Source organism: Bifidobacterium pseudolongum subsp. pseudolongum DSM 20099 (assembly GCF_000771225.1).
Classification (GTDB): domain Bacteria; phylum Actinomycetota; class Actinomycetes; order Actinomycetales; family Bifidobacteriaceae; genus Bifidobacterium; species Bifidobacterium pseudolongum.
This window is the reverse complement of sequence record NZ_JDTZ01000013.1, coordinates 12928-32896: the sequence shown is the minus strand read 5'-3', so window position 1 is coordinate 32896 and position 19969 is coordinate 12928. Positions and strand designations below refer to the sequence as shown.

Sequence of the window (19969 nt, the reverse complement as noted above, 5' to 3'; positions counted from 1 at the left end):
GTTGCGCGGATTGGAGATGAACAGCATCATCGCCTGGCGTGTTTCACCGTGGGGGCTTTTTCATGAAAGCCGCCGTTCGAGGCATGTCCGCGTGGCGTTGAGGATTGACAAAATGCGATTGCATTGATGGAAAGGAAAGGTCAATGATGATCAATTGGAAGAAGGCGGTTGGGATCACCGCTGCTGCGGCTATGCTCATCCCGATGGCGGCTTGCGGTGGCAATGACAACAACAGCAACGGCGGCGCTTCCTCGAGCGCCCCGGCTGAGACCCAGTCCGTGAACCTGAGCGTGTGGTCCCCGCAGGAGGACGCCGACTGGCTCAAGGATATGGAAGCGGCCTTCGAGAAGGCTCACCCTGAGTACAAGGTGACTTGGAAGAACTCCGTGGTCTCCGAAGGCGACGCGGCCAAGACCGTGCAGACCGACCCGTCTGCCGCCGCCGACGTCTTCATGTTCGCGAACGACCAGCTTGGCACCCTGCAGGAAGCCAACGCAATCGCCCCGGTGAACGACACTGTGGCCGCCCAGGTCAAGGAGCAGAACGACCAGACGATCGTCGATTCCGTCACCGGCACCGATGGCAAGATCTACGGCGTTCCGTACACCGGCAACACCTACTTCATGTTCTACAACAAGTCCAAGTTCACCGAGGACGACATCAAGTCGCTCGACACCATGCTCTCCAAGGGCAAGGTCAGCTACCAGCTGCAGAATTCCTGGTACATCCCGGCCTTCTATCTGGGCGCCGGCATGACCATGTTCGGTGAGAACGGCAACGATGCCAAGGCCGGCATCAAGTTCGAAAACGCCGATGCCGTCTCGAAGTACCTCGTTGACCTGGTTGCCAACCCGAACTTCACCAACGACGATGGCACCGCCGGCCTGTCGAACCTGACCTCGGGCGCCGTCGACGCCTACTTCTCGGGCTCCTGGGACGCCGCCAAGGTCAAGGAAGGCCTGGGCGACAACTACGGCGCCGCCGCCATGCCGACCTTCAAGGCCGACGGCAAGGACTACCAGATGAAGTCCCTCGCCGGTTCCAAGGCCGTCGCCTTCAACCCGAACGCCAAGAGCCCTGAGGCCGCTTCCGCGTTCGCCGCGTTCCTCGGCTCCACCGAGGCCCAGAAGAAGCACTGGGAGATGCGTCAGATCATCCCGACCGACAAGACCCTCACCGATCTTGAAGGCATGAAGGAAGACCCGGCCGTCGCCGCCCAGCAGAAGACCCTGGCCGAGACCTCCGTTGTACAGCCGACGATCGCCGCCATGAACGCTTGGTGGACCCCGGCCGAGACCTTCGGCAAGTCGCTCGTCAGCAAGGAAACCAACGCTGACAACTACAAGGAGAAGACCCAGGCCTTCATCGACAGCGTCGAGAAGGACGTTGCCGCTCAGAGCGCTGAATGATTCTGAGCCGGGCGTTCACCTTGGTGAATACTAGTCAGCAATAACTCAAGTGTGCGGAAGGTTTGAGACTCTGAGCCTTCCGCACACATCATGTTCGGAGTCACCACAACGTGCCCCGGGCGCTTGCCGCACAGCCGCGCGAACGCCCGTTCCAGTGCAATGCCGCCGGAACCGCAGGCACCAACCATCTGTTAGTACAAGAAGAGAGGCGGTAGGGGATGAGTACAGTCACCCTTTCACAACGAGAACTCAAACGCCGCCGGAAACTGGGCGCGGAGTATGTGGCCCCCTCGCCATATACGCTCAAGGCGGCGCTCGAAAAAGGCGACATCTTCACCAAGCTGTCGATTCTGGTTTTCGGTCTGGGCAACATCGTCCATAAGCAGTACGTCAAAGGTCTGCTGTTCCTTGCGGGCGAAGTCGGCTTTATCCTATTCATGATTTTCTCGGGTGCACACAACCTGTCGATGCTGCCGTCGCTCGGCTGGCGCAAGGAATCCACCGAATGGGTGGGCGCCAAGCTCGTGCACACCCCCGGTGACAACTCGGTCACCATCCTGCTGTACGGCGTCTGCACGCTTGTGATCTGCCTGCTGTTCCTGCTGTGGTGGTCGCTCGCGATCCGCTCCGCCTACAAGGCGCAGTGCCTCGGCGGCAAGAACGGCCGCGCGCCGTCGTTCATGGACGACATCCACACGCTGTTCGACTCGAAGGCGAACATCCTGCTGCTCGCCCTGCCAGTGGCCGGCATCCTGATCTTCACCGTGCTGCCGCTGATCTTCATGATCTCGATGGCGTTCACGAGCTACGACCACAACCACTTGGTCCTCTTCGATTGGGTCGGTCTGCAGAACTTCAAGGCCGTGTTCTCGAACTCTGGCAGCATCATCTCCGGCCGCCTGTTCCTCTCGGTCCTCACATGGACCCTGGTCTGGGCGTTCTTCGCGACCTTCCTGAACTTCTTCTTCGGCCTGTTCCTGGCGATGATCATCCAGCGCAACACAACGCGCGGCAAGGGCTTCTGGCGTGCGGTCTTCTCGATGTCGATCGCCGTGCCGCAGTTCGTCTCGCTGCTCGTCATGCACCAGATGCTGCAGCCGCAGGGCGCGGTGAACCGCATCCTCGAGCAGTGGGGCTGGATCAACGGCCCGATGCCGTTCTTCACCGACACCACATGGGCCCGCGTCACGGTCATCGTGATCAACCTGTGGGTCGGCATCCCGTACACGATCATGCAGGTCACTGGTATCCTGCAGAACATCCCGGCCGAGCTCTATGAGGCGGCCAAGATCGACGGCGCGAACTGGTGGCAGATTTTCGTCAGGATCACGATGCCGTACATCATCTTCGTGCTCACCCCGTACCTGATCACCACCTTCACCGGCAACGTGAACAACTTCAACGTCATCTACCTGCTGACCCGCGGCGACCCGATCCCGGTCGGCGACTCGGCCGGCAAGACCGACCTGTTGATCACATGGCTGTACAAGCTCACGGTTGATCGCAGCGACTACAACCTCGGCGCCGTCATCGGCATCATGACGTTCATCGTTCTGGCTGTCGTGTCGCTGATTACCTACCGCAGCAGCGGTTCCTACAAGAACGAGGAGGCATTCCGGTGAGTAAACACACTCAAATCAAACCGCAGAGCCAAGGATTCATGCATGACCAGCGCAAGCGCCGCATTGTGGCCGACATCGCGACCTATGTGTTGCTGACGGTGCTGGGCATCATCTGGCTGCTGCCGATCGTGTGGATCTTCCTCGAGAGCTTCAACAAGAACACGGCCCCGTACCAGGAGACATTCTTCCCCACGGAGTTCTCGCTCGACAGCTATATCAGCCTGTTCACCGAAACGAAGGTGCTCAACTTCCCGCGCATGTTCATGAACACGTTCATCATCGCGGTCTTCGTGTGCATCATCTCGGTGTTCTTCGTGCTCTCCGTGGCGTATTGCATGAGCCGCATGCGCTTCCGCGGCCGCCGTTCGTTCATGAACTTCGTGCTGATCCTGGGCATGTTCCCGGGCATCATGTCTGTTGTCGCTATCTACTTCATCCTCAAGGCCATGGGCCTGACAAGCGACGGCATGACGATCCTGGCGCTGATCCTCGTGTACTCCGCCGGCACCGGCGCGGGCTTCTACGTGATGAAGGGCTACATGGACACGATCCCGACTTCGCTCGACGAAGCGGCGATGCTCGACGGCTGCACCCGCTGGCAGGTGTTCACCAAGATCATCATCCCGATGTGCCGCCCGATGATCGTGTACCAGGCGATCGTGGGCTTCCTGACCCCGTGGCTCGACTTCGTCATGGCGAAGGTCATCGCCCGCACGCAGGACAACTACACCGCCTCGCTGGGCCTGTGGCTCATGCTTGACAAGGAGTACATCAACAGCTGGTTCGGCCGCTTCGCGGCGGCCGCGGTGCTCATCTCGATCCCGATCGCAATCCTGTTCATCGTGATGCAGCGCTTCTACCAAGAATCCATGTCGGGCGCGGTGAAGGGCTAATCATGATCCAGGCATTCGAGCCTCTGTCCGAAGGACTGGAGCCGGGTGTCGCAGAACCGTTCCCGCTGTGTCTGGAACGCCAACTGGGTGCCGAGGTCACTGAATCCGGCACCCAGTTCGCTCTCTGGGCACCTTCGGCGAAGGCTGTGACGCTGAGGCTGTTCACATGCGGTTCGCAGCAGCAGACCGGCGACCGGCTCATCGAGTCCGTTGCCATGCAGTTGCAGGACGATGGCGCATGGACCGCCGCGTTCGACCGCAATCTGGACGGCGTGTACTACGACTTCATCGTCGACTTCGCCGACGGCGCCTCGTTCCGCTCGGCCGACCCGTGGGCCCGCGCGGCCGGCATCAACGGCCGGCGCAGCATGGTCGTGGACCTGCCGCGTACCGACCCGGAAGGCTGGGCCGGCGACGAGCGCCCGCACACACCACTGAGCGAGACGATGGTGTGGGAGGCCCACGTGGGCTCCTTCAGCAACAACCCGCACGGCGGTTTCCCGAAGGAACACCAAGGCAAGTTCCTCGCGTTCACCGACACACAGACCTCGCTCGACGGCGACGGCACGTTCCCCACCGGCATCGCCTATCTCAAGCGGCTTGGCGTGACCGCGGTGCAGCTGCTGCCGTTCTACGACTACGGTTCGGTCGACGAATCCGATGCCCGCCAGTTCAACTGGGGCTACGATCCGCTCAATTACAACGTGCCGGAAGGCTCGTTCTCGACCGACCCGTACGACGGCGCCGTGCGCATCACCGAATGCAAGCGCATGATCCAGGCACTGCACGCGGCCGGGTTCAAGGTGATCATGGATGTGGTCTACAACCACATGTATTCGGCCGACAACTGGTTCGAACGCACTGTGCCCGGCTACTTCATGCGGCGCAATGAGGACGGCACGCTGTCCAACGGCTCCGGCTGCGGCGACGACATGGCCACCGAGCGCGCGATGTTCCGCCGGTTCATTGTGGAATCCGTGACCTACTGGGCGCGCGAATACCACATCGACGGCTTCCGCTTCGACCTCATGGGCCTCATCGACGTGACGACGATGAACGCGATCCGCGCATCGCTCGACGCGCTGCCGGGCGGCCGCGAGATCATCATGTACGGCGAGCCGTGGGCCGCCGCTTCGACGACGACGCTCGCCGGCACCGACCTGGCCGACACGCAGGGCCTGCGCCTGCTCGACCCGCGCATCGGCCACTTCTGCGACCGCACGCGCGACGCGATCAAAGGCCACGTGTTCTACAGCGAACTCAAAGGCTACGTGAACGGCGACGCCCACACGAACAAGCCGCTCATCGAGCTGGCGGCCGACGCATGGCGCGCGCCGGAGACGAACGAAGGCAACGCCGGTCAGATCGTGCAGTATGTTTCGGCACACGACGACCTGACGTTGTGGGATAAACTGAGCATGAGCATGTTCGGCGCGGACGACGCGGTCGATCTGCAGGCGCTGTATGAGGCCGAGCCGGGCGAGCAGACGGAACGCGTGCTCGAGGCGAACAAACTCGCCGCCGGCATCATCTACACCGCCGCCGGCCTGCCGTTCATGCTCTCGGGCGAGGAATACGGCAAGACGAAACACGGCAACGACAATTCGTTCGACTCGGGCAAAGAGGTCAATCAGATCGACTGGGTGCGCGCCGCGCGCATGGGGGATCTGCTCGACTTCTACCGCACGCTCGTCGCACTGCGCCGCGCGAACCCCGACTGGTTCAGCGCCGAGCATATCGCGGTCGAGGCGCCCGGCGACACCGTGGCGTACCGCGTGCACGACACCGCCGTGCTCATCAATCCCGGGCATAACGACGCCGCACTCGAGGCGCGCGCGATCGAGCAGGCATACGCCGACGACGCGCACGACGACCTGCCCGCCGCGCCCGCCGGTGCGCAGTCCGCACAGCCGCTGGCCTGGGCGTGCGTGCTCGACTCGACGAGCGCCGACCCCGCGCGTCCGACGCTCGCGGCGGTGCGGCCGGACGGCGTGTTCCCGATGCCCGCGCGCGCACTGACCATCTGGAAGCGCACGCCAAACACCGGCGCATGAGCCGCGACACTGACTGGAGTTGATAACGATGACCGCGAACCGTTACCCTGTGGTGCTGTTCGATCTGTACGGCACTTTGGTGGACATCCACACGGATGAGCAATCCGAAGACGCCTGGACCGCGCTGCGCGCCGCACTGTACCGGGGAGGCGCGGAATACCCGACGAACGAGCGGTTGCGCGAGCAGTTCGCGCGCGAAGTCGTGCGCGCGAACGCCCGACGCGACCGTGGCGATTGGTTCGAGCCGGATCTGCTGCCCGCGTACCGCGCGCTGTTCCGCGCGTGCTGGGTCGACGGCACGCTCGATCAGGCGCGCAAGGTCGCATGGACGTTCCGGCGCGCCTCGACGTCGAAACTGCGGCTGTTCCCCGGGGCGAAGGAACTGCTGCGCACACTCAAGGGCGAAGGGCGGCGCGTCGTGCTCGTCAGCAACGCGCAGGCGAGCTACACCTGGCCCGAACTCAAGTTGCTCGGGCTCGACGACATATTCGACGATGTGCTCATCTCGAGCGACGAAGGCATACGCAAGCCGTCGGTCGAAATCTTCCGCCACGCGCTCATCCGCGAGGAAGTCGAGCCCCAGTGCGCACTCATGGTGGGCAATGACGAGGCGAGCGACATCTTTGGCGCCGCGCAGGCCGGCATCGACGCGGTCTACCTGCACACCGACGACAACACGGGCGGAGAGACCGCCGACCAGGCCGTCGCGTCGTTCGAAGGCGCCGACTATCAGGGCCTGCTCGACTACATCCATAAGGCCGAAGCCAAAGCATCCGGAGCCAACGGAATGGGGCAAGCGTGACGGAGCCATGCCCGGCATGCCGGATAACTACAGGAAGTGAATGATGGACGGATACGCGAAGTACCTCGAAGAGAAGAAAGCGAAGCCGAAAGGCCTTTCGACGTTCAAGCTGAAAGTGATCGGCGATGTGCTCATGTTCCTGTCCGCGGCGAGCATGACCCTCGTGCCGAGGTTCCTTGGCGCACCCTCGACCGACGACATGGGTGTGCTCACCGTGGTCGTGCTATGCGAGGCGATCTCGTGGGTGGCCATCCCGATCTACGCGTGGCTGCTGTACACGGGCTTCGACAGGACCCGAAGCTGGTTCAAATACGGCATGCGCCTGTTCATCCTCGCGCTCGTGTGCGAAGTGCCGTACGACATGGTCACCTTCGGCCCCGACCACCTCTTCGACTTCCGCTCGCAGAACCCGGTGTTCGGCCTTGTAGTGGCGCTTGTGGTGATGGTGCTACTCGACGCCGTGGAAGACCTGAAGACCGGGGTGCGCGTCACGCTTTCGGTGCTCCTCGTGATCATCGGTCTGCTGTGGGACGTGCTCCTGCGCGTCGGGCAAAGCCAGGCGATTCTCAACATCGGCTCGCTCACGTTGGGCTTCTGCGTCATCTATTACTACCTGCACCGGCGCGAGAACACGATGATGCTCACCGCCGCGACACTGGGCGCCGTCTCGGGCATCGCCCCCGGCTTCGGCGTCGCGTTCCTGCACTACCGCAATGGAGAGCTCGGCTACCGCCACTTCTGGACGCCATGGGTGTTCTACGCGGTCTACCCGGCCATCCTCCTCGCCTGCGCATGCATGGCGCTCTGATTCCAACCATCCAACGTAACTGACCAATTTCACCACCAAAGGGGGCAATCGTGCACAAGAAAGGCATTCGTGAAGTAGCGCATATCGCCGGCGTGTCGATTTCCACGGTTTCCCGTGCGTTCACTCGCCCGGAGCTCGTCTCCGAAAAAACACGTGAACGGGTTATGGAAGCGGCATCGATGCTCGACTTCAACATCTCCCGTTCCGCCACCGCGCTCAAATCGGGGCAGACGTTCCGTGTGGCGCTGTTGATGAACGAGGAGGTGACGAGCTGGTTCAACGCCCAGGTCTTCGCCGGACTCAATTCGGTGCTGCACGACGCGGGGTACGACATCTCGCTCTTCCAACACATCGACGACGCGAAGAACCGCGAATCGTTCTTCGTGAATCTACCGGTGCTGCGCAATGTGGACGCGGTGTTCGTGGCGTCATTCGCAATCGAGCCGAACGAAGTCGAACAGCTGCGCCGCACGCATGTGCCGATTATCGGCATCAACACGCCGTCGAGCAGCGCGTTCGACGCCTCGATCAGCATCGACGACGAGGCCGGCATGTTCCGCGCGGCACAGCACATGATCAATCTGGGGCACCACAAGATCGTCTACACGTGCTCGGTGGCCGAGGAATCGCTCGAAGCGTCAATCGACGCGCGCGGGCGTGGATTCATGCGCGCGTGCGAGGCTGCGGAAAGCACGCATGACATCGACTGGAAGGTGCTGTCGGTGCCGCGCGGCCGCGATTTCGCGGATGCCGCGCTCGCCGCCGTGCTTTCCGAGGAGACATTCCCCGACGCGATCTGCTGCCAGATGGACATGATGGCGATTCCGCTGATCATCAAACTGCAGCGGCACGGGTACTATTCGCCGCGCGATTATTCGATCATCGGATTCGACGACAGCGCGTATGCCGATACGGTCGATTTGACCACCATGCGGCAGGATCCGTTCTCGATGGGGGCGGCCGCCGCGAAGAAGGGCCTCAAGCTGCTGCACGGCGAGCCGCTCGATGAGCCGCATTCGATCGTGGAGCCGCGTCTCGTGCTGCGTGGCACCGACGCCCGCTTGGAACCGGACAGGCCGCTCGAGCGGTAGCTGTCTCATCGCATGGACCTGATGCTCCACCTTCGTCGGATGGCTACCAACGCACGCTGAGTATTGGCTGAAACGCCGCCTCAAACAGACTGTTGAGGCGGCGTTTTTGTTGGGATTCCGCAGTTCCGGGAATTGTGGAGAAAATCTTTTCCGCAGCGGGAATAAAGTTTGACATCCAATAGTTGAGTGATGTAGGCTCAAGTTTTGGAAGGTCCAAGAAGGCCGCCCACGCGAGAGCACGGGCAGCACGCCTGACGGGACTTGAGCAAGCATTGTTAATGAATAAGCGAACCTAACAAAGGAGAACAAGTATGGGACGCGCAGTCGGTATTGATTTGGGTACCACCAATTCCTGCATCGCAACGCTGGAAGGTGGAGAGCCCACCGTTATCGTGAACGCCGAAGGATCACGCACCACCCCGTCGGTGGTGGCCTTCAGCAAGTCCGGCGAAATCCTCGTCGGTGAAGTCGCCAAGCGCCAAGCCGTGACGAACGTCGACCGCACCATCAGCTCGGTCAAGCGCCACATGGGCACTGACTGGACCGTGGACATCGACGGCAAGGAATGGACGCCGCAGGAGATTTCCGCACAGATCTTGATGAAGCTCAAGCGCGACGCTGAAGCGTACTTGGGTGAGCCGGTCACCGACGCCGTCATCACCTGCCCTGCGTACTTCAACGACGCCCAGCGCCAGGCCACCAAGGACGCCGGCACGATCGCAGGCCTCAACGTGCTGCGTATCATCAACGAGCCGACCGCCGCGGCTCTGGCCTACGGTCTGGAGAAAGGCAAGGAAGACGAACGCATCCTGGTCTTCGACCTCGGTGGCGGCACCTTCGATGTCTCGCTGCTGGAGATTGGCAAGGACGACGACGGCTTCTCGACGATCCAGGTGCAGGCCACGAGCGGCGACAACCACCTTGGTGGCGATGATTGGGACCAGCGCATCATCGACTGGCTCGTCGGCGAAGTCAAGAACAAGTACGGCGTCGACCTGAGCAAGGACAAGATCGCCCTGCAGCGTCTGAAGGAAGCCTCGGAGCAGGCGAAGAAGGAACTGTCTTCGTCCATGTCCACCACAATCAACATGCAGTACCTGGCCATGACCCCTGACGGCACGCCTGTGCACCTCGACGAGACGCTCACCCGTGCGCACTTCGAGGAAATGACGAAGGATCTGCTCGACCGCTGCCGCACGCCGTTCAACAACGTGCTGGCCGACGCCGGCATCTCCGTCTCGCAGATTGACCATGTGATCCTGGTCGGTGGCTCGACCCGTATGCCCGCCGTGAAGGAGCTCGTCAAGGAGCTCGACGGCGGCAAGGAACCGAACCAGTCCGTGAACCCGGATGAGGTTGTGGCCATCGGCGCAGCCGTGCAGTCGGGCGTCATCAAGGGCGACCGCAAGGACGTGCTGCTGATCGACGTGACCCCGCTTTCGCTGGGCATCGAGACCAAGGGCGGCATCATGACGAAGCTCATCGAGCGCAACACCGCCATCCCGGCGAAGCGTTCCGAGATCTTCTCGACCGCCGAGGACAACCAGCCGTCCGTGCTGATCCAGGTCTACCAGGGCGAGCGTGAATTCGCCCGTGACAACAAGCCGCTGGGCACCTTCGAACTGACCGGCATCGCGCCGGCGCCGCGTGGCGTCCCGCAGATCGAGGTCACCTTCGACATCGACGCCAACGGCATTGTGCACGTCTCCGCGAAGGACAAGGGCACCGGCAAGGAACAGTCGATGACGATCACCGGCGGCTCCGCGCTGCCGAAGGACGAGATCGACCGCATGGTGCGCGACGCCGAAGCCCATGAAGCCGACGACAAGAAGCGCAAGGAAGAGGCCGAGACCCGCAACCAGGCCGAAGCCTTCGCCTACCAGACCGAGAAGCTCGTCAACGACAACAAGGACAAGCTCGCCGACGACGTGGCCAAGGAGGTCACCGACGCGGTCAACGAACTCAAGGACGCGCTCAAGGGCGACGACATTGAGAAGATCAAGGCCGACCAGGAGAAGCTCATGACCGCGGCCCAGAAGATCGGCCAGGCGCTGTACGCGCAGCAGGGCGCCGAAGGCGCGGCTGCCGCGGGCGACCAGGGCGCCGCCGACAACGGTGGCGACGACGACGTGGTGGACGCCGAGGTCGTGGACGACGACAAGGACAACAAGTAATGTCCGAATTCAACAAGGACGATTACCTCAACGACCTGCCCGACGCCGACGAACTCGCGGCCGGGCAGGTCGCCCCTGAGGACGGCGCCGGCGAGGCGCAGCCCGAAGCGAACAACGATGCGCAATCCAGCGAGGAGCAAGGCGTGCGGCAGGAACAGCCGGCCGACGAGGCCGCCGCGCCCGAAGAGGGCGAAGAGGCGGACTCGAAGGATGGCAAGCTGACCCCGCTCGGCCAGGCCAAGAAAGAGGCCGCTGAATACCTCGAGGCGTTGCAGCGTGAGCGTGCGGAGTTCATCAACTACCGCAACCGCACCAAGAAAGACATGGAGCGTGCCCGCCAGCAGGGCATCATCGATGTGCTTGCGGCGGAGTTGCCCGCGCTCGACGACATTGACCGCATCCGCGAACACGGTGGCGAGATGGACGAATCGTTCCAGGCTGTCGCCGCGAAGATCGACAAGGCCTTCGAGAAGTTCGGCGTGGAGAAGTTCGGCGTGAAAGGCGAGGATTTCGATCCGACCCGCCACGACGCCATTCTGCACAAGCCGGATCCGCAGGCCGAGAAAGCGACCGTGGACACCGTGGTCGAGGCGGGATACCGCATCGGCGACCGCGTGATTCGCGCGGCGCGCGTGGTGGTCGCCTCACCGCAGGAGTGACGACTGCCGCACATGCAGGCGAGCGTGGCCGTGGACCGCATTCGATTCCGGTCCACGGCCACGTTCGCGTATACACAGACTTACAACGACCAACAGTGCAACATAAGACCTCGAAAGGAGGCACAATATGGCTGAGAATGAATGGCTGAATAAAGACTTCTACAAGACCCTCGGTGTCTCCAAAGACGCCACGGAAAGCGAAATCACCAAGGCGTACCGCAAACTTGCGCGCAAGTACCACCCCGACATCAACAAGACGAAGGAAGGCGAGGAGAAGTTCAAGGACATCTCCGAAGCGTACGACGTGCTCAAAGACAAGGATTCGCGTGAGAAGTACGACGCGATTCGCCAGTTCGGCATGGGCGGCGCCCGCTTCGCCGGTGGCGCCGGTGGCGGCGGCTTCGACGGCGCCGATTTCTCCGACATCTTCGGTTCGATGTTCGGTGGCGGCGCCGGCGGCAACGGCTCGCACATCCGTTTCTCCACGAATGGCGGCGCGTCGAACCTCAACGACATCTTCTCGATGTTCGGTGGCGGTGCCGGCGGTGGCGAAGGCTTCGGCCGTGGCTATGGATACGACGATTACGGCGAGGGAGCCTATCAAGGCTACCGCCCGACCCCGGTGCCGGAGGACGGTGGCGACCTGAACTCGAAGATCACGCTGACATTCCGCCAGGCGGTCAAGGGTGCCACGGTCTCGCTCAAGGCCAACGGCAAGAAGTTCAAGACGCGTGTTCCGGCCGGTGTGAAGGACGGCCAGAAGATCCGCCTTGCCGGCAAGGGCAAGCCCGGCAAGCACGGCGGCAAAACCGGTGACATGTATTTGCAGGTCACCGTCACGGAAGACCCCAAGTTCACGATGGACGGCGTCGATCTGGTCATGGACCTGCCCGTCACCGTGGGTGAGGCGGTCGATGGCGCGAAGGTCACCGCGAAAGACATGGACGGAGAACAGGTCACCTTCAAGGTGCATGCCGGCGCCTCGAGCGGAGACGAAGTGCGCATCTCGGGCAAGGGCGTGCAGACGCCGCGCAAGACGGGCGACCTTGTGGGACGCGTACAGATTCGCGTGCCGAAGAAGCCGAGCATGCATGAGAAGCATGCGGCGAAGGAGTTCGACAAGATGTGCGGTGATTTCGCCGCCGACATCGCGAACGAGCGGGAGGCCTGATGCCGGTGTCGCGCATGGAACAGCAGAAACGCAGGCTGTACGAGATGTGCGCGATGGCGATTGCGGCCGGTCGTGCCGACCTTGATGGGGCGTCGCGCGTGGGATTCGACATCGACCTTCCCGTGTTCAGCGTGGGGCGTGCGGCCGAACTCGCGGCCGTGCACCCGCAGACGCTGCGGCAGTACGACCGCAGCGGGCTCGTGGTACCGCAGCGCACCAGCGGTGGCGCGCGCCGGTACTCACTGCGCGATGTGGACCGGCTAATCCAGTCGCAGCGCATGAGCCAACGCGACGGCATCAACCTGACCGGGATCGCGCGCATCCTCAACCTTGAGGAGGAAAACCGCCAGTTGCGCCGGCAGATCCACGCGCTGCGCGTGGAAGCCGGCGGGAGCGTGTTCGCGGCAGACATGGACGGCCGCATCACCGAGATGCGCCGCTGCCGGCGCGCACGGCATTGGAGACACCGGCTCCAGACATCTCCGCGGGAACTGACCGGCGGAGCGAGCTACCGGCCGGTGGAGGCACAATCGAAATCCGTTGTGCTCTGGCACACGGTTTCCCGTTGACATATCGATTGTGCATGGTACGCAGATGCCGGCCGGGGCTAGTTGAAGCCCCGGCCGGCATCGTTTGTGCAACGAACGGCGCGTTGGTAAGTACAGCACGCGGGCTGCGCCCAGTGCAGCGGGTATTGTTGGCAGAGATGATACCCGCAGGTGGCAGTGGCGAAACGAGGTGCGTATGAGTGTTCGGAAAAACGGGTCTGCCAAGCTCGAGGCATTGCAGGGTGTGTTCTGGGACATGGACGGCACGCTCATCGATTCCGAGCCGCTGTGGCATGAGGGCGAGCTGCGGCTCGTGCACGAATACGGCGGCCACTGGACGAAGCAGCTGGCCGAGGGTGGCTCTGGGCGCCCCGTGCCGCAGATCGCGCAGGAGATGGCCGATCTTGGATGCCCTCTGCCGCCCGAGGAGATCGGCCGGCGCATGATCCAATACGTGACCGACGAAGAGAAGAAGCAGCTGCCGTGGATTCCCGGCGTGCGCCGTCTGCTCGAGCAGCTGCGCGATGCGGGCATCCCGTCGATGCTTGTGACGACCTCGCCGCGCGACCTCGCCGAGAACCTCATCGCGCAGGCGCCGGAGGGTGCGTTCGCCGGATATGTGTGCGGCGACGACGATGTGGCGAAGAAACCCGACCCGGCGCCGTATAAGCTCGCTGCAGCGAAGCTCGGCATCCCAGACGCGCTGCTGCCGTGCTGTGTAGCGTTCGAGGATTCGATGAGCGGGCGCACATCCGCTGCCGCCTCCGGCATGACGACGGTTGTGGTGACAGGGTATCTGGCCGGCGGCTATGTGCCTGGGCCGGGGTACACCACGACCGAGAACTACGACGACATCACGCCGGAATCGCTCAACCGCATGGTGCAGCGCATGTACGACCGTCTCGCGCCGCTCGCGTGAGCGGGGAGCGGCGTTGCCCCAGTCGTTCTCTTCTCCCATACGCCCCTGTTCGCTGTTGCCGTCACTGTTTTCGCTGTTTTCGTCAGGCATTTCGCCGTTTTCGTCACAAAATCGTCGAAAAAATGACAAAAACGGCGAAATGCCTGACGAAAACAGCGAAAACAGGACTATCCTCGGCAATGTACTTCGGGAGCAACCGCGTTTGCCGACACTTCGATGAGGAAGAACCATGTTTTCACGAGAATCCAATGCCGATTATCTCAATCCAGCACTGCCCATCGCACAGCGGGTGAGCGACCTGCTGGGCCGCATGACCCTTGAGGAGAAGGTCGGGCAGATGATGCAGCTCGACGCGCGCACAGGCGAGCTCGACGAGCTCATCGTCAAACGGCATGTGGGGTCGATCCTGCACACGTCACCCGACAACCTGGTGCGTGCCGCGCAAATCGTGCGTAACGAGACGCGCCTCGGCATCCCGCTGCTCGTCGGCGACGACTGCATCCACGGATACTCATTCTGGCCAGGCGCGACGATCTTCCCCTCGCAGCTCGGCATGGCGTGCAGCTGGGACGCGCGGAAAGTGGAGGAAGCCGCGCGCATCACGGCCGAGGAAGTCGCGTGCACCGGGGTGCATTGGACCTTCTCGCCGGTGCTGTGCATCGGGCGTGACACGCGCTGGGGTCGCATCGACGAGACCTTCGGCGAGGACCCGGTGCTCATCGGCGAGCTCGCGTCCGCGATGGTGAAGGGATACCAGAAGCACGCGCAGGCGGGAGACGCTTTCGACGAAGACGCCATCCTCGCATGCGCGAAGCACTTCGCCGGTTATTCGTATACGCAAGGCGGGCGCGACGCCTCCGAGGCCGACTTGACGAAGCGCGCGTTGGAAAGCTGGTTCCTGCCGCCCTTCGAGCGCGTGGCGAAAGAGGGGTGCGCCACGTTCATGCTCGGGTACGAGGCGATCGACGGCACGCCCGTCACTTTCAACAAGTGGCTGCTCAGCGACAAGCTGCGCGGCGAATGGGACTACCGCGGCACGTTGGTGACCGACTGGGACAACGTCGGGCGCGCCGTGTGGGAACAGCACATCAAGCCCGATTATGAGACCGCTTCCGCCGATGCCGTCAAGGCAGGCAACGACCTGATCATGACGACGCCCGGATTCTACGAAGGCGCGATCGACGCCGTGAACAGCGGCATGCTTGACGAGTCGCTGATCGATGACGCCGTCGCGCGCTTGCTCACACTCAAGTTCCAGCTCGGGCTGTTCGAAAACCCGCGCTTGCCGGACCGCGAGCGTATCTCGGCCACCATCGGCACCGACGCGCACATGCAGGCGAACCTCGAGCTCGCGCGCGAATCCGTTGTGCTGCTACGCAACAACGGTGTGCTGCCGCTTTCCATCACCGATGCCGAGATGCCGCGCCGGATCGCGGTCGTAGGGCCGCTCGCCGATGATGCGCAGAACCAGCTGGGAGACTGGGCCGGCAATTCGGGGCAGGTGCCGTGGATGCCCGAGGGACAGCCGCTTGAGATGGTCACGACGGTGCTCGACGGCGTACGCGAGCTCGCGCCTGAGGGTTGCGATGTCGTGGTTGCGCGCGGCGCGAACGTCGTCGAACTGGTCCCCGATCCAGAAGGTGAACTGTTCCCGGACGGGCAGCCGCGCCCCGACATCGCCGTCGCCGCGCCCCTCGACGAGGCATTGCTTGATGAGGCGGAAGTCGTGGCGCGCAGTGCGGACGCCGTCATCGCGGTCGTCGGAGACGTTGTGCAACTGACCGGCGAGACGTGTTCGACGGCGACGCTCGAGCTGCTCGGCGGGCAGAACCAATTGCTCGAACGGATGGTGAGTGTTGCACGTGAAACACACAAGCCGCTCGTCGTCGTGCTCATCAGCTCCAAGCCGCAGGTGCTGCCGCCGTGCGTCATCGGCACGAATGGCGTCATCGTCGACGAATCCGCCACCGAGGGGCTCGGTGCGTTCCTCTGGGCGGCGAATCCAGGCATGCAGGGCGGGCGAGCGATCGCCGAGATCATCTTCGGCATGACCGAGCCGAGTGGGCGTCTGCCGATCACGTTCCCGCGCCATGCCGGGCAGCTGCCGGTCTTCTACAACGAGATTCGCGGGCAGCATGGCGACCGTTACGCGGACCTGACGCAGGACCCGGCGTTCGCGTTTGGCGAGGGGCTCTCGTACACGACCTTCGCATACGGCGAGCCACGCATCACGAACGGCTCCGAGTTCACCGCACACGATGTGGTGCATGTCGAAATCGACCTGACGAACACCGGCGCGCGGGCCGGCACGGAGATCGTGCAGCTGTACATCAGCGACATCGTGACGTCATACACATGGGCGGACAAGGAACTCAAGGACTTCCGGCGCGTCACGCTCGAGCCGGGGGAGACGGCCCGCGTCGCGTTCGATCTGCCGGTGAGCGCGTGCACGATTGTGAACGGCGACGCCGAGCGAATCGTGGAACCGGGCGAGTTCAAGGTCCTCATCGGGCATTCCAGCCGGTACAGCGACCTGCACACGACGATCTTCAACGTTGTGGAGGGGTGATCAGCGCTGCCGCCGCCCGGCGCACCAGACATGCCGCACCTGCCAGCTTGACGGGTCAAGCAGCAGCATGTCTGCGGCGTACCCGCGGCACACGAGCCCAAGCGGTGTGCCGGTGACGGCATTCGGCCCATCGAAGCCGAACACGCGCGCCGGCGCGAGCGTCGCGGCCTCGACGGCATCCGCGGGTGCCATGCCCAGCTCGAGCACGGCGCGTTGCACGGCGTGCTCGAGCAGCAGCGTGGAACCCGCGATCGCGCCATTCGACACCAGGCGTGCGTGGCCGTCCGTGACGCGTACGTCGAGCTTGCCGAGTGTGTAGGCGCCGTCAGGGCAATCGGTCGCCGCCATCGCGTCGGTCACCAACACCGTGCGGTGCGGTGCGAACCCCAATGCCAAGCGGAGCACGGGGTCCTGCACATGGAAGCCGTCGTTGATCAGCTCGATCGAGACGCGCCGGTCCTCCACCGCGGCCGGGATCGGCCCGGGCGCGCGGTGGTGCAGTCCCGGCATCGCGTTGAACAGATGCGTCAAGAGCCGCGCGCCGGCGTCGAACGCGCGCTCGGTGGTCGCGAAGTCGGCGTCGGTGTGCCCCACGGCGCACACCACGCCCTCATGCGCGAACGTGTCGATCGCGCGCATGGCATGTGGCAGTTCCGGGGCGATGGTGATCTGCCGCAGACAGCCGTCGGCCGCCTCGACGAGTGCCGCAACACGTTCGGGGGTCGGGTCGCACAGGCACGCCAGGTCGTGCGCGCCTTTGTGCAGCGGGGAGATGAACGGGCCTTCGAGATGCGCGCCGAGGACGTCCGGCCGTGTGCGCATCGCCTCGCGTACGTTGCGCAGGTTGGCCTCCATCACGTCCAGCGGATTGGTGATGAGGCTGCACACCTGCCTTGTGGTGCCGTGGAGCATGTGCCCGGCGCGCGCGGTGCGGATGCCGTCTGCGCCATCGTCGAACGACATGCCCCATGCGCCGTGCACGTGGATGTCCACATAGCCGGGCGTCAGCAGCATGCCGTGCGCGTCGATGCGGTTTTGTTCGGGTATGCCATGGCGTTCGGCGGCTTCCTCGAACGCCTGCGCCGACGTGCCGGTCTCGCTGATGACGCCGCCCTCGCTGATGGCCCAACTGCGGGGGCTTATGCCGCGCGCGTCGATACGCGTGGCATTGGCGATGCCGAACGCCTGCGCCGGCTGTTCGAATGATTGTGCGATGCGCTCGGCGGTCGCCTGCCGTTCCTGCGGGCTGGCCGGGACGCCATCGTGTTCGGGTCTGTGCTCGTGATGCATGGTGTCACTTCTGGTTTCTGGGTCTCTATGCCGTCTCTATGTGCGGGAGTGCTGCGTGGTGCGCGTGCGTGCCTGTACGCGTTCAGATGCCCTGCCACGCCGGCTTGTGCGCGTATGCGTAGCGGTAATAGTCCTTGTTGCGCAGTTTCGACGCGGCCTTTTCGTCCACGATGACGGTCGCGTGCGGGTGCAGCTGCAGCGCGCTCGCCGGGCAGAACGACGAGACGCCGCCTTCGACCGTCTCCGCGATCGCTTCGGCCTTGCCGCTGCCGAATGCGAGCAGCACGAGGTGCCGCGCCTTCATGATGGTGCCGATGCCCTGGGTGATGCAGTGCGTCGGCACATTGTCGACATTGCCGTCGAAGAAGCGCGCGTTGTCTTCCCTCGTCTGTTCGGTGAGCGTTTTGATGCGTGTGCCCGACGCGAGCGACGACCCCGGTTCGTTGAACCCGATGTGGCCGTCCGTGCCGATGCCCAGGATCTGCACGTCCACACCGCCGGCCGCCTCGATCGCCGCGTCGTACTGCTGCCCGGCGTGCTCGATTGTGTCGAGGTTGCCGTCCGGCACATGCACGAGTTCCGGGGTGAGCCCGAGCGGCTCGACGACCGTGCGCGTGATGACGCTACGGTACGATTCCGGGTGGGACGGGTCGAGTCCGGCGTATTCGTCGAGCGCGAACCCGCACACATGCGACACGTCCAGATGGCGTTCCTTGATCTCCTTCGCGAGTTCGGTGTAGGCGGCGAGCGGGCTTGACCCCGTGGCGAGGCCGAGCACGCAATCCGGCTTGCGCGCGATGAGGTTCGCGACGCAGTGCGCGTAGATCGCGCCGGCTTCCTGCTGCGAACGGACGATGATGACTTCTGCCATGATGATGCTCCTTGGCCTGCTGTGTATGGCAATGAATTGAATGAGGAAATAGGTGGGGTGGTGGGGCTGCCGCGCTATGCGGCCGCCGGTACGTGCATGGCGCCGAGCGCGGCCCCTATCGCGCCGACCGGCAGGTCGGTCGGCGAAAGCCGTAGCCGGGCCGGCAGGTTGAGCGCGTTGATGAACCCGCTCGTATTGCCGCGCCTGCGCAGCTCCGCGCGGATCGCGTCGAGCAGCGGCGCGCCGGTCTTCGCCATGCCGCCGCCGATGATGATGATGTTGGGGTCGACCGTCACGGCGAGCACGTCGATTGCATCCGCGATCGCGGCGATGATCGTGTCACGCACCTCCACAGCCTGCTTGTGGTGCGGATGGCCGGTGTTCCGCGCCGCTTCGAGGATCGCCGGCATCGGTGGCGAGGCGTATGGCCACAGCCGTGTGGCCGCGCCGCCGCTCCCCGCGGTCTCCAGGCAGCCGACCTGCCCGCAGGCGCACCGCCAGCGGTGCGGTTCGACCGGGATGTGCCCGATCTCGCCCACGGTGTTGCTGGAGCCACGGTCGAGTTCGCCATCGCGGATGATGCCCGCCGCGAGCCCCGTGCCGAGATTGAGGAACGCGATCGTTTCGCCGGCGGCCCTCCCGTCTTCGACAAGGCGTGCGGCGCCGACGGCTGCGGCGTTGACATCGTTCTCGACGGTCACCGGCATGCCGCAGCGCGCGCGTATGGCGCTCGCGAGCGGCACATGGCCGATGCCCAGGTTCGCGATGTCGTTCACATCGCCGGTGGTCTCATCGACGGCCCCCGGCGTGCCGATGCCGATCGCGGCCACAGTGCCGGAGCCTGGGGGCAGCTGGGTGACGAGCGTGTTGACGAGCGCGGCGACATCGTCGATCAGCGCATCGGGCCCCCGCCGGGCCGGACGGCTGGATTGCGCCAGCACGCGCACGTCGGTGAAGGTGTGTTCGCGCGGTGCTTCGATGACGGCACCGGCGATTTTGGTGCCGCCCACGTCAATGCCGATGAGCAGTGGCGGCGAGCCGGTTGGATATGCCATGACAACTCCTTTGTTGTGGCTGATGGTGATGTGG

At 63.8% G+C, this 19969-nt stretch carries 16 protein-coding genes; 13 read left to right on the top strand and 3 right to left on the bottom strand.

Annotation, left to right across the window (positions count from 1 at the left end; translation table 11 throughout):
* Nucleotides 1-143: 143 nt before the first annotated feature.
* From OU02_RS07680 to OU02_RS07620, 13 genes are all read left to right on the top strand, one after another.
* The gene (locus tag OU02_RS07680; protein WP_033489702.1) at nt 144-1409 is read left to right on the top strand and encodes an extracellular solute-binding protein; all 1266 of its coding nucleotides are present in this window, start codon (nt 144-146) and stop codon (nt 1407-1409) included.
* A 218-nt stretch (nt 1410-1627) separates the two neighbouring features.
* Nucleotides 1628-3031: a carbohydrate ABC transporter permease gene (locus OU02_RS07675; RefSeq protein WP_033489700.1), complete on the top strand. Its 1404-nt coding sequence runs from the start codon at nt 1628-1630 to the stop codon at nt 3029-3031.
* A 38-nt stretch (nt 3032-3069) separates the two neighbouring features.
* A complete protein-coding gene (locus OU02_RS07670) occupies nt 3070-3924 on the top strand; it encodes a sugar ABC transporter permease (protein WP_051592118.1) in 855 nt (284 codons plus the stop codon).
* A gap of 2 nt (nt 3925-3926) precedes the next feature.
* Complete coding sequence (gene pulA / locus OU02_RS07665; RefSeq protein ID WP_033489699.1) at nt 3927-5978, top strand: type I pullulanase; 2052 nt, start codon at nt 3927-3929, stop codon at nt 5976-5978.
* A 28-nt stretch (nt 5979-6006) separates the two neighbouring features.
* The gene (locus tag OU02_RS07660) at nt 6007-6780 is read left to right on the top strand and encodes an HAD family hydrolase (RefSeq protein WP_051918297.1); all 774 of its coding nucleotides are present in this window, start codon (nt 6007-6009) and stop codon (nt 6778-6780) included.
* A 40-nt stretch (nt 6781-6820) separates the two neighbouring features.
* Nucleotides 6821-7588, top strand: coding sequence for a TraX family protein (locus OU02_RS07655; protein ID WP_033489698.1), 768 nt, complete (start codon nt 6821-6823; stop codon nt 7586-7588).
* 50 nt (nt 7589-7638) lie between these two features.
* Entirely contained in the window at nt 7639-8679 is a 1041-nt protein-coding gene (locus OU02_RS07650; RefSeq protein WP_033489697.1) for a LacI family DNA-binding transcriptional regulator, read from the top strand.
* A 311-nt stretch (nt 8680-8990) separates the two neighbouring features.
* A complete protein-coding gene (gene dnaK, locus OU02_RS07645) occupies nt 8991-10853 on the top strand; it encodes a molecular chaperone DnaK (protein WP_033489696.1) in 1863 nt (620 codons plus the stop codon).
* Nucleotides 10853-11512, top strand: coding sequence for a nucleotide exchange factor GrpE (grpE, locus tag OU02_RS07640; RefSeq protein WP_033489695.1), 660 nt, complete (start codon nt 10853-10855; stop codon nt 11510-11512). Before dnaK ends, grpE begins: the two co-directional genes overlap by 1 nt.
* A 127-nt stretch (nt 11513-11639) precedes the next feature.
* Nucleotides 11640-12683 carry a DnaJ C-terminal domain-containing protein gene (locus OU02_RS07635; RefSeq protein WP_033489694.1) on the top strand — a complete coding sequence of 348 codons (1044 nt, stop codon included), beginning with the start codon at nt 11640-11642 and terminating at the stop codon, nt 12681-12683.
* 5 nt (nt 12684-12688) lie between these two features.
* Nucleotides 12689-13252: a heat shock protein transcriptional repressor HspR gene (locus tag OU02_RS07630; protein WP_238551998.1), complete on the top strand. Its 564-nt coding sequence runs from the start codon at nt 12689-12691 to the stop codon at nt 13250-13252.
* A gap of 175 nt (nt 13253-13427) precedes the next feature.
* On the top strand, nt 13428-14150 hold the full coding sequence (locus tag OU02_RS07625; RefSeq protein ID WP_051918296.1) for an HAD family hydrolase: 723 nt from the start codon (nt 13428-13430) through the stop codon (nt 14148-14150).
* 229 nt (nt 14151-14379) lie between these two features.
* The gene (locus OU02_RS07620; RefSeq protein ID WP_033489690.1) at nt 14380-16719 is read left to right on the top strand and encodes a glycoside hydrolase family 3 N-terminal domain-containing protein; all 2340 of its coding nucleotides are present in this window, start codon (nt 14380-14382) and stop codon (nt 16717-16719) included.
* On the opposite strand, the gene OU02_RS07615 is transcribed toward OU02_RS07620, so the two are convergent.
* From OU02_RS07615 to OU02_RS07605, 3 genes are all read right to left on the bottom strand, one after another.
* Complete coding sequence (locus OU02_RS07615) at nt 16720-18009, bottom strand: N-acetylglucosamine-6-phosphate deacetylase (protein WP_051918295.1); 1290 nt, start codon at nt 18007-18009, stop codon at nt 16720-16722.
* An 82-nt stretch (nt 18010-18091) separates the two neighbouring features.
* Entirely contained in the window at nt 18092-18880 is a 789-nt protein-coding gene (gene nagB, locus OU02_RS07610; RefSeq protein ID WP_033489689.1) for a glucosamine-6-phosphate deaminase, read from the bottom strand.
* 74 nt (nt 18881-18954) lie between these two features.
* A complete protein-coding gene (locus OU02_RS07605; protein ID WP_033489688.1) occupies nt 18955-19935 on the bottom strand; it encodes an ROK family protein in 981 nt (326 codons plus the stop codon).
* Nucleotides 19936-19969 lie beyond the last annotated feature (34 nt).

Coding starts and splice junctions, on each gene's coding strand:
- OU02_RS07680 (WP_033489702.1), top strand. CDS start 144: ATGATGATCAATTGGAAGAAGGCGGTTGGGATCACCGCTGCTGCGGCT.
- OU02_RS07675 (WP_033489700.1), top strand. CDS start 1,628: ATGAGTACAGTCACCCTTTCACAACGAGAACTCAAACGCCGCCGGAAA.
- OU02_RS07670 (WP_051592118.1), top strand. CDS start 3,070: ATGCATGACCAGCGCAAGCGCCGCATTGTGGCCGACATCGCGACCTAT.
- pulA (WP_033489699.1), top strand. CDS start 3,927: ATGATCCAGGCATTCGAGCCTCTGTCCGAAGGACTGGAGCCGGGTGTC.
- OU02_RS07660 (WP_051918297.1), top strand. CDS start 6,007: ATGACCGCGAACCGTTACCCTGTGGTGCTGTTCGATCTGTACGGCACT.
- OU02_RS07655 (WP_033489698.1), top strand. CDS start 6,821: ATGATGGACGGATACGCGAAGTACCTCGAAGAGAAGAAAGCGAAGCCG.
- dnaK (WP_033489696.1), top strand. CDS start 8,991: ATGGGACGCGCAGTCGGTATTGATTTGGGTACCACCAATTCCTGCATC.
- grpE (WP_033489695.1), top strand. CDS start 10,853: ATGTCCGAATTCAACAAGGACGATTACCTCAACGACCTGCCCGACGCC.
- OU02_RS07635 (WP_033489694.1), top strand. CDS start 11,640: ATGGCTGAGAATGAATGGCTGAATAAAGACTTCTACAAGACCCTCGGT.
- OU02_RS07625 (WP_051918296.1), top strand. CDS start 13,428: ATGAGTGTTCGGAAAAACGGGTCTGCCAAGCTCGAGGCATTGCAGGGT.
- OU02_RS07620 (WP_033489690.1), top strand. CDS start 14,380: ATGTTTTCACGAGAATCCAATGCCGATTATCTCAATCCAGCACTGCCC.
- OU02_RS07615 (WP_051918295.1), bottom strand. CDS start 18,009: ATGCATCACGAGCACAGACCCGAACACGATGGCGTCCCGGCCAGCCCG.
- nagB (WP_033489689.1), bottom strand. CDS start 18,880: ATGGCAGAAGTCATCATCGTCCGTTCGCAGCAGGAAGCCGGCGCGATC.
- OU02_RS07605 (WP_033489688.1), bottom strand. CDS start 19,935: ATGGCATATCCAACCGGCTCGCCGCCACTGCTCATCGGCATTGACGTG.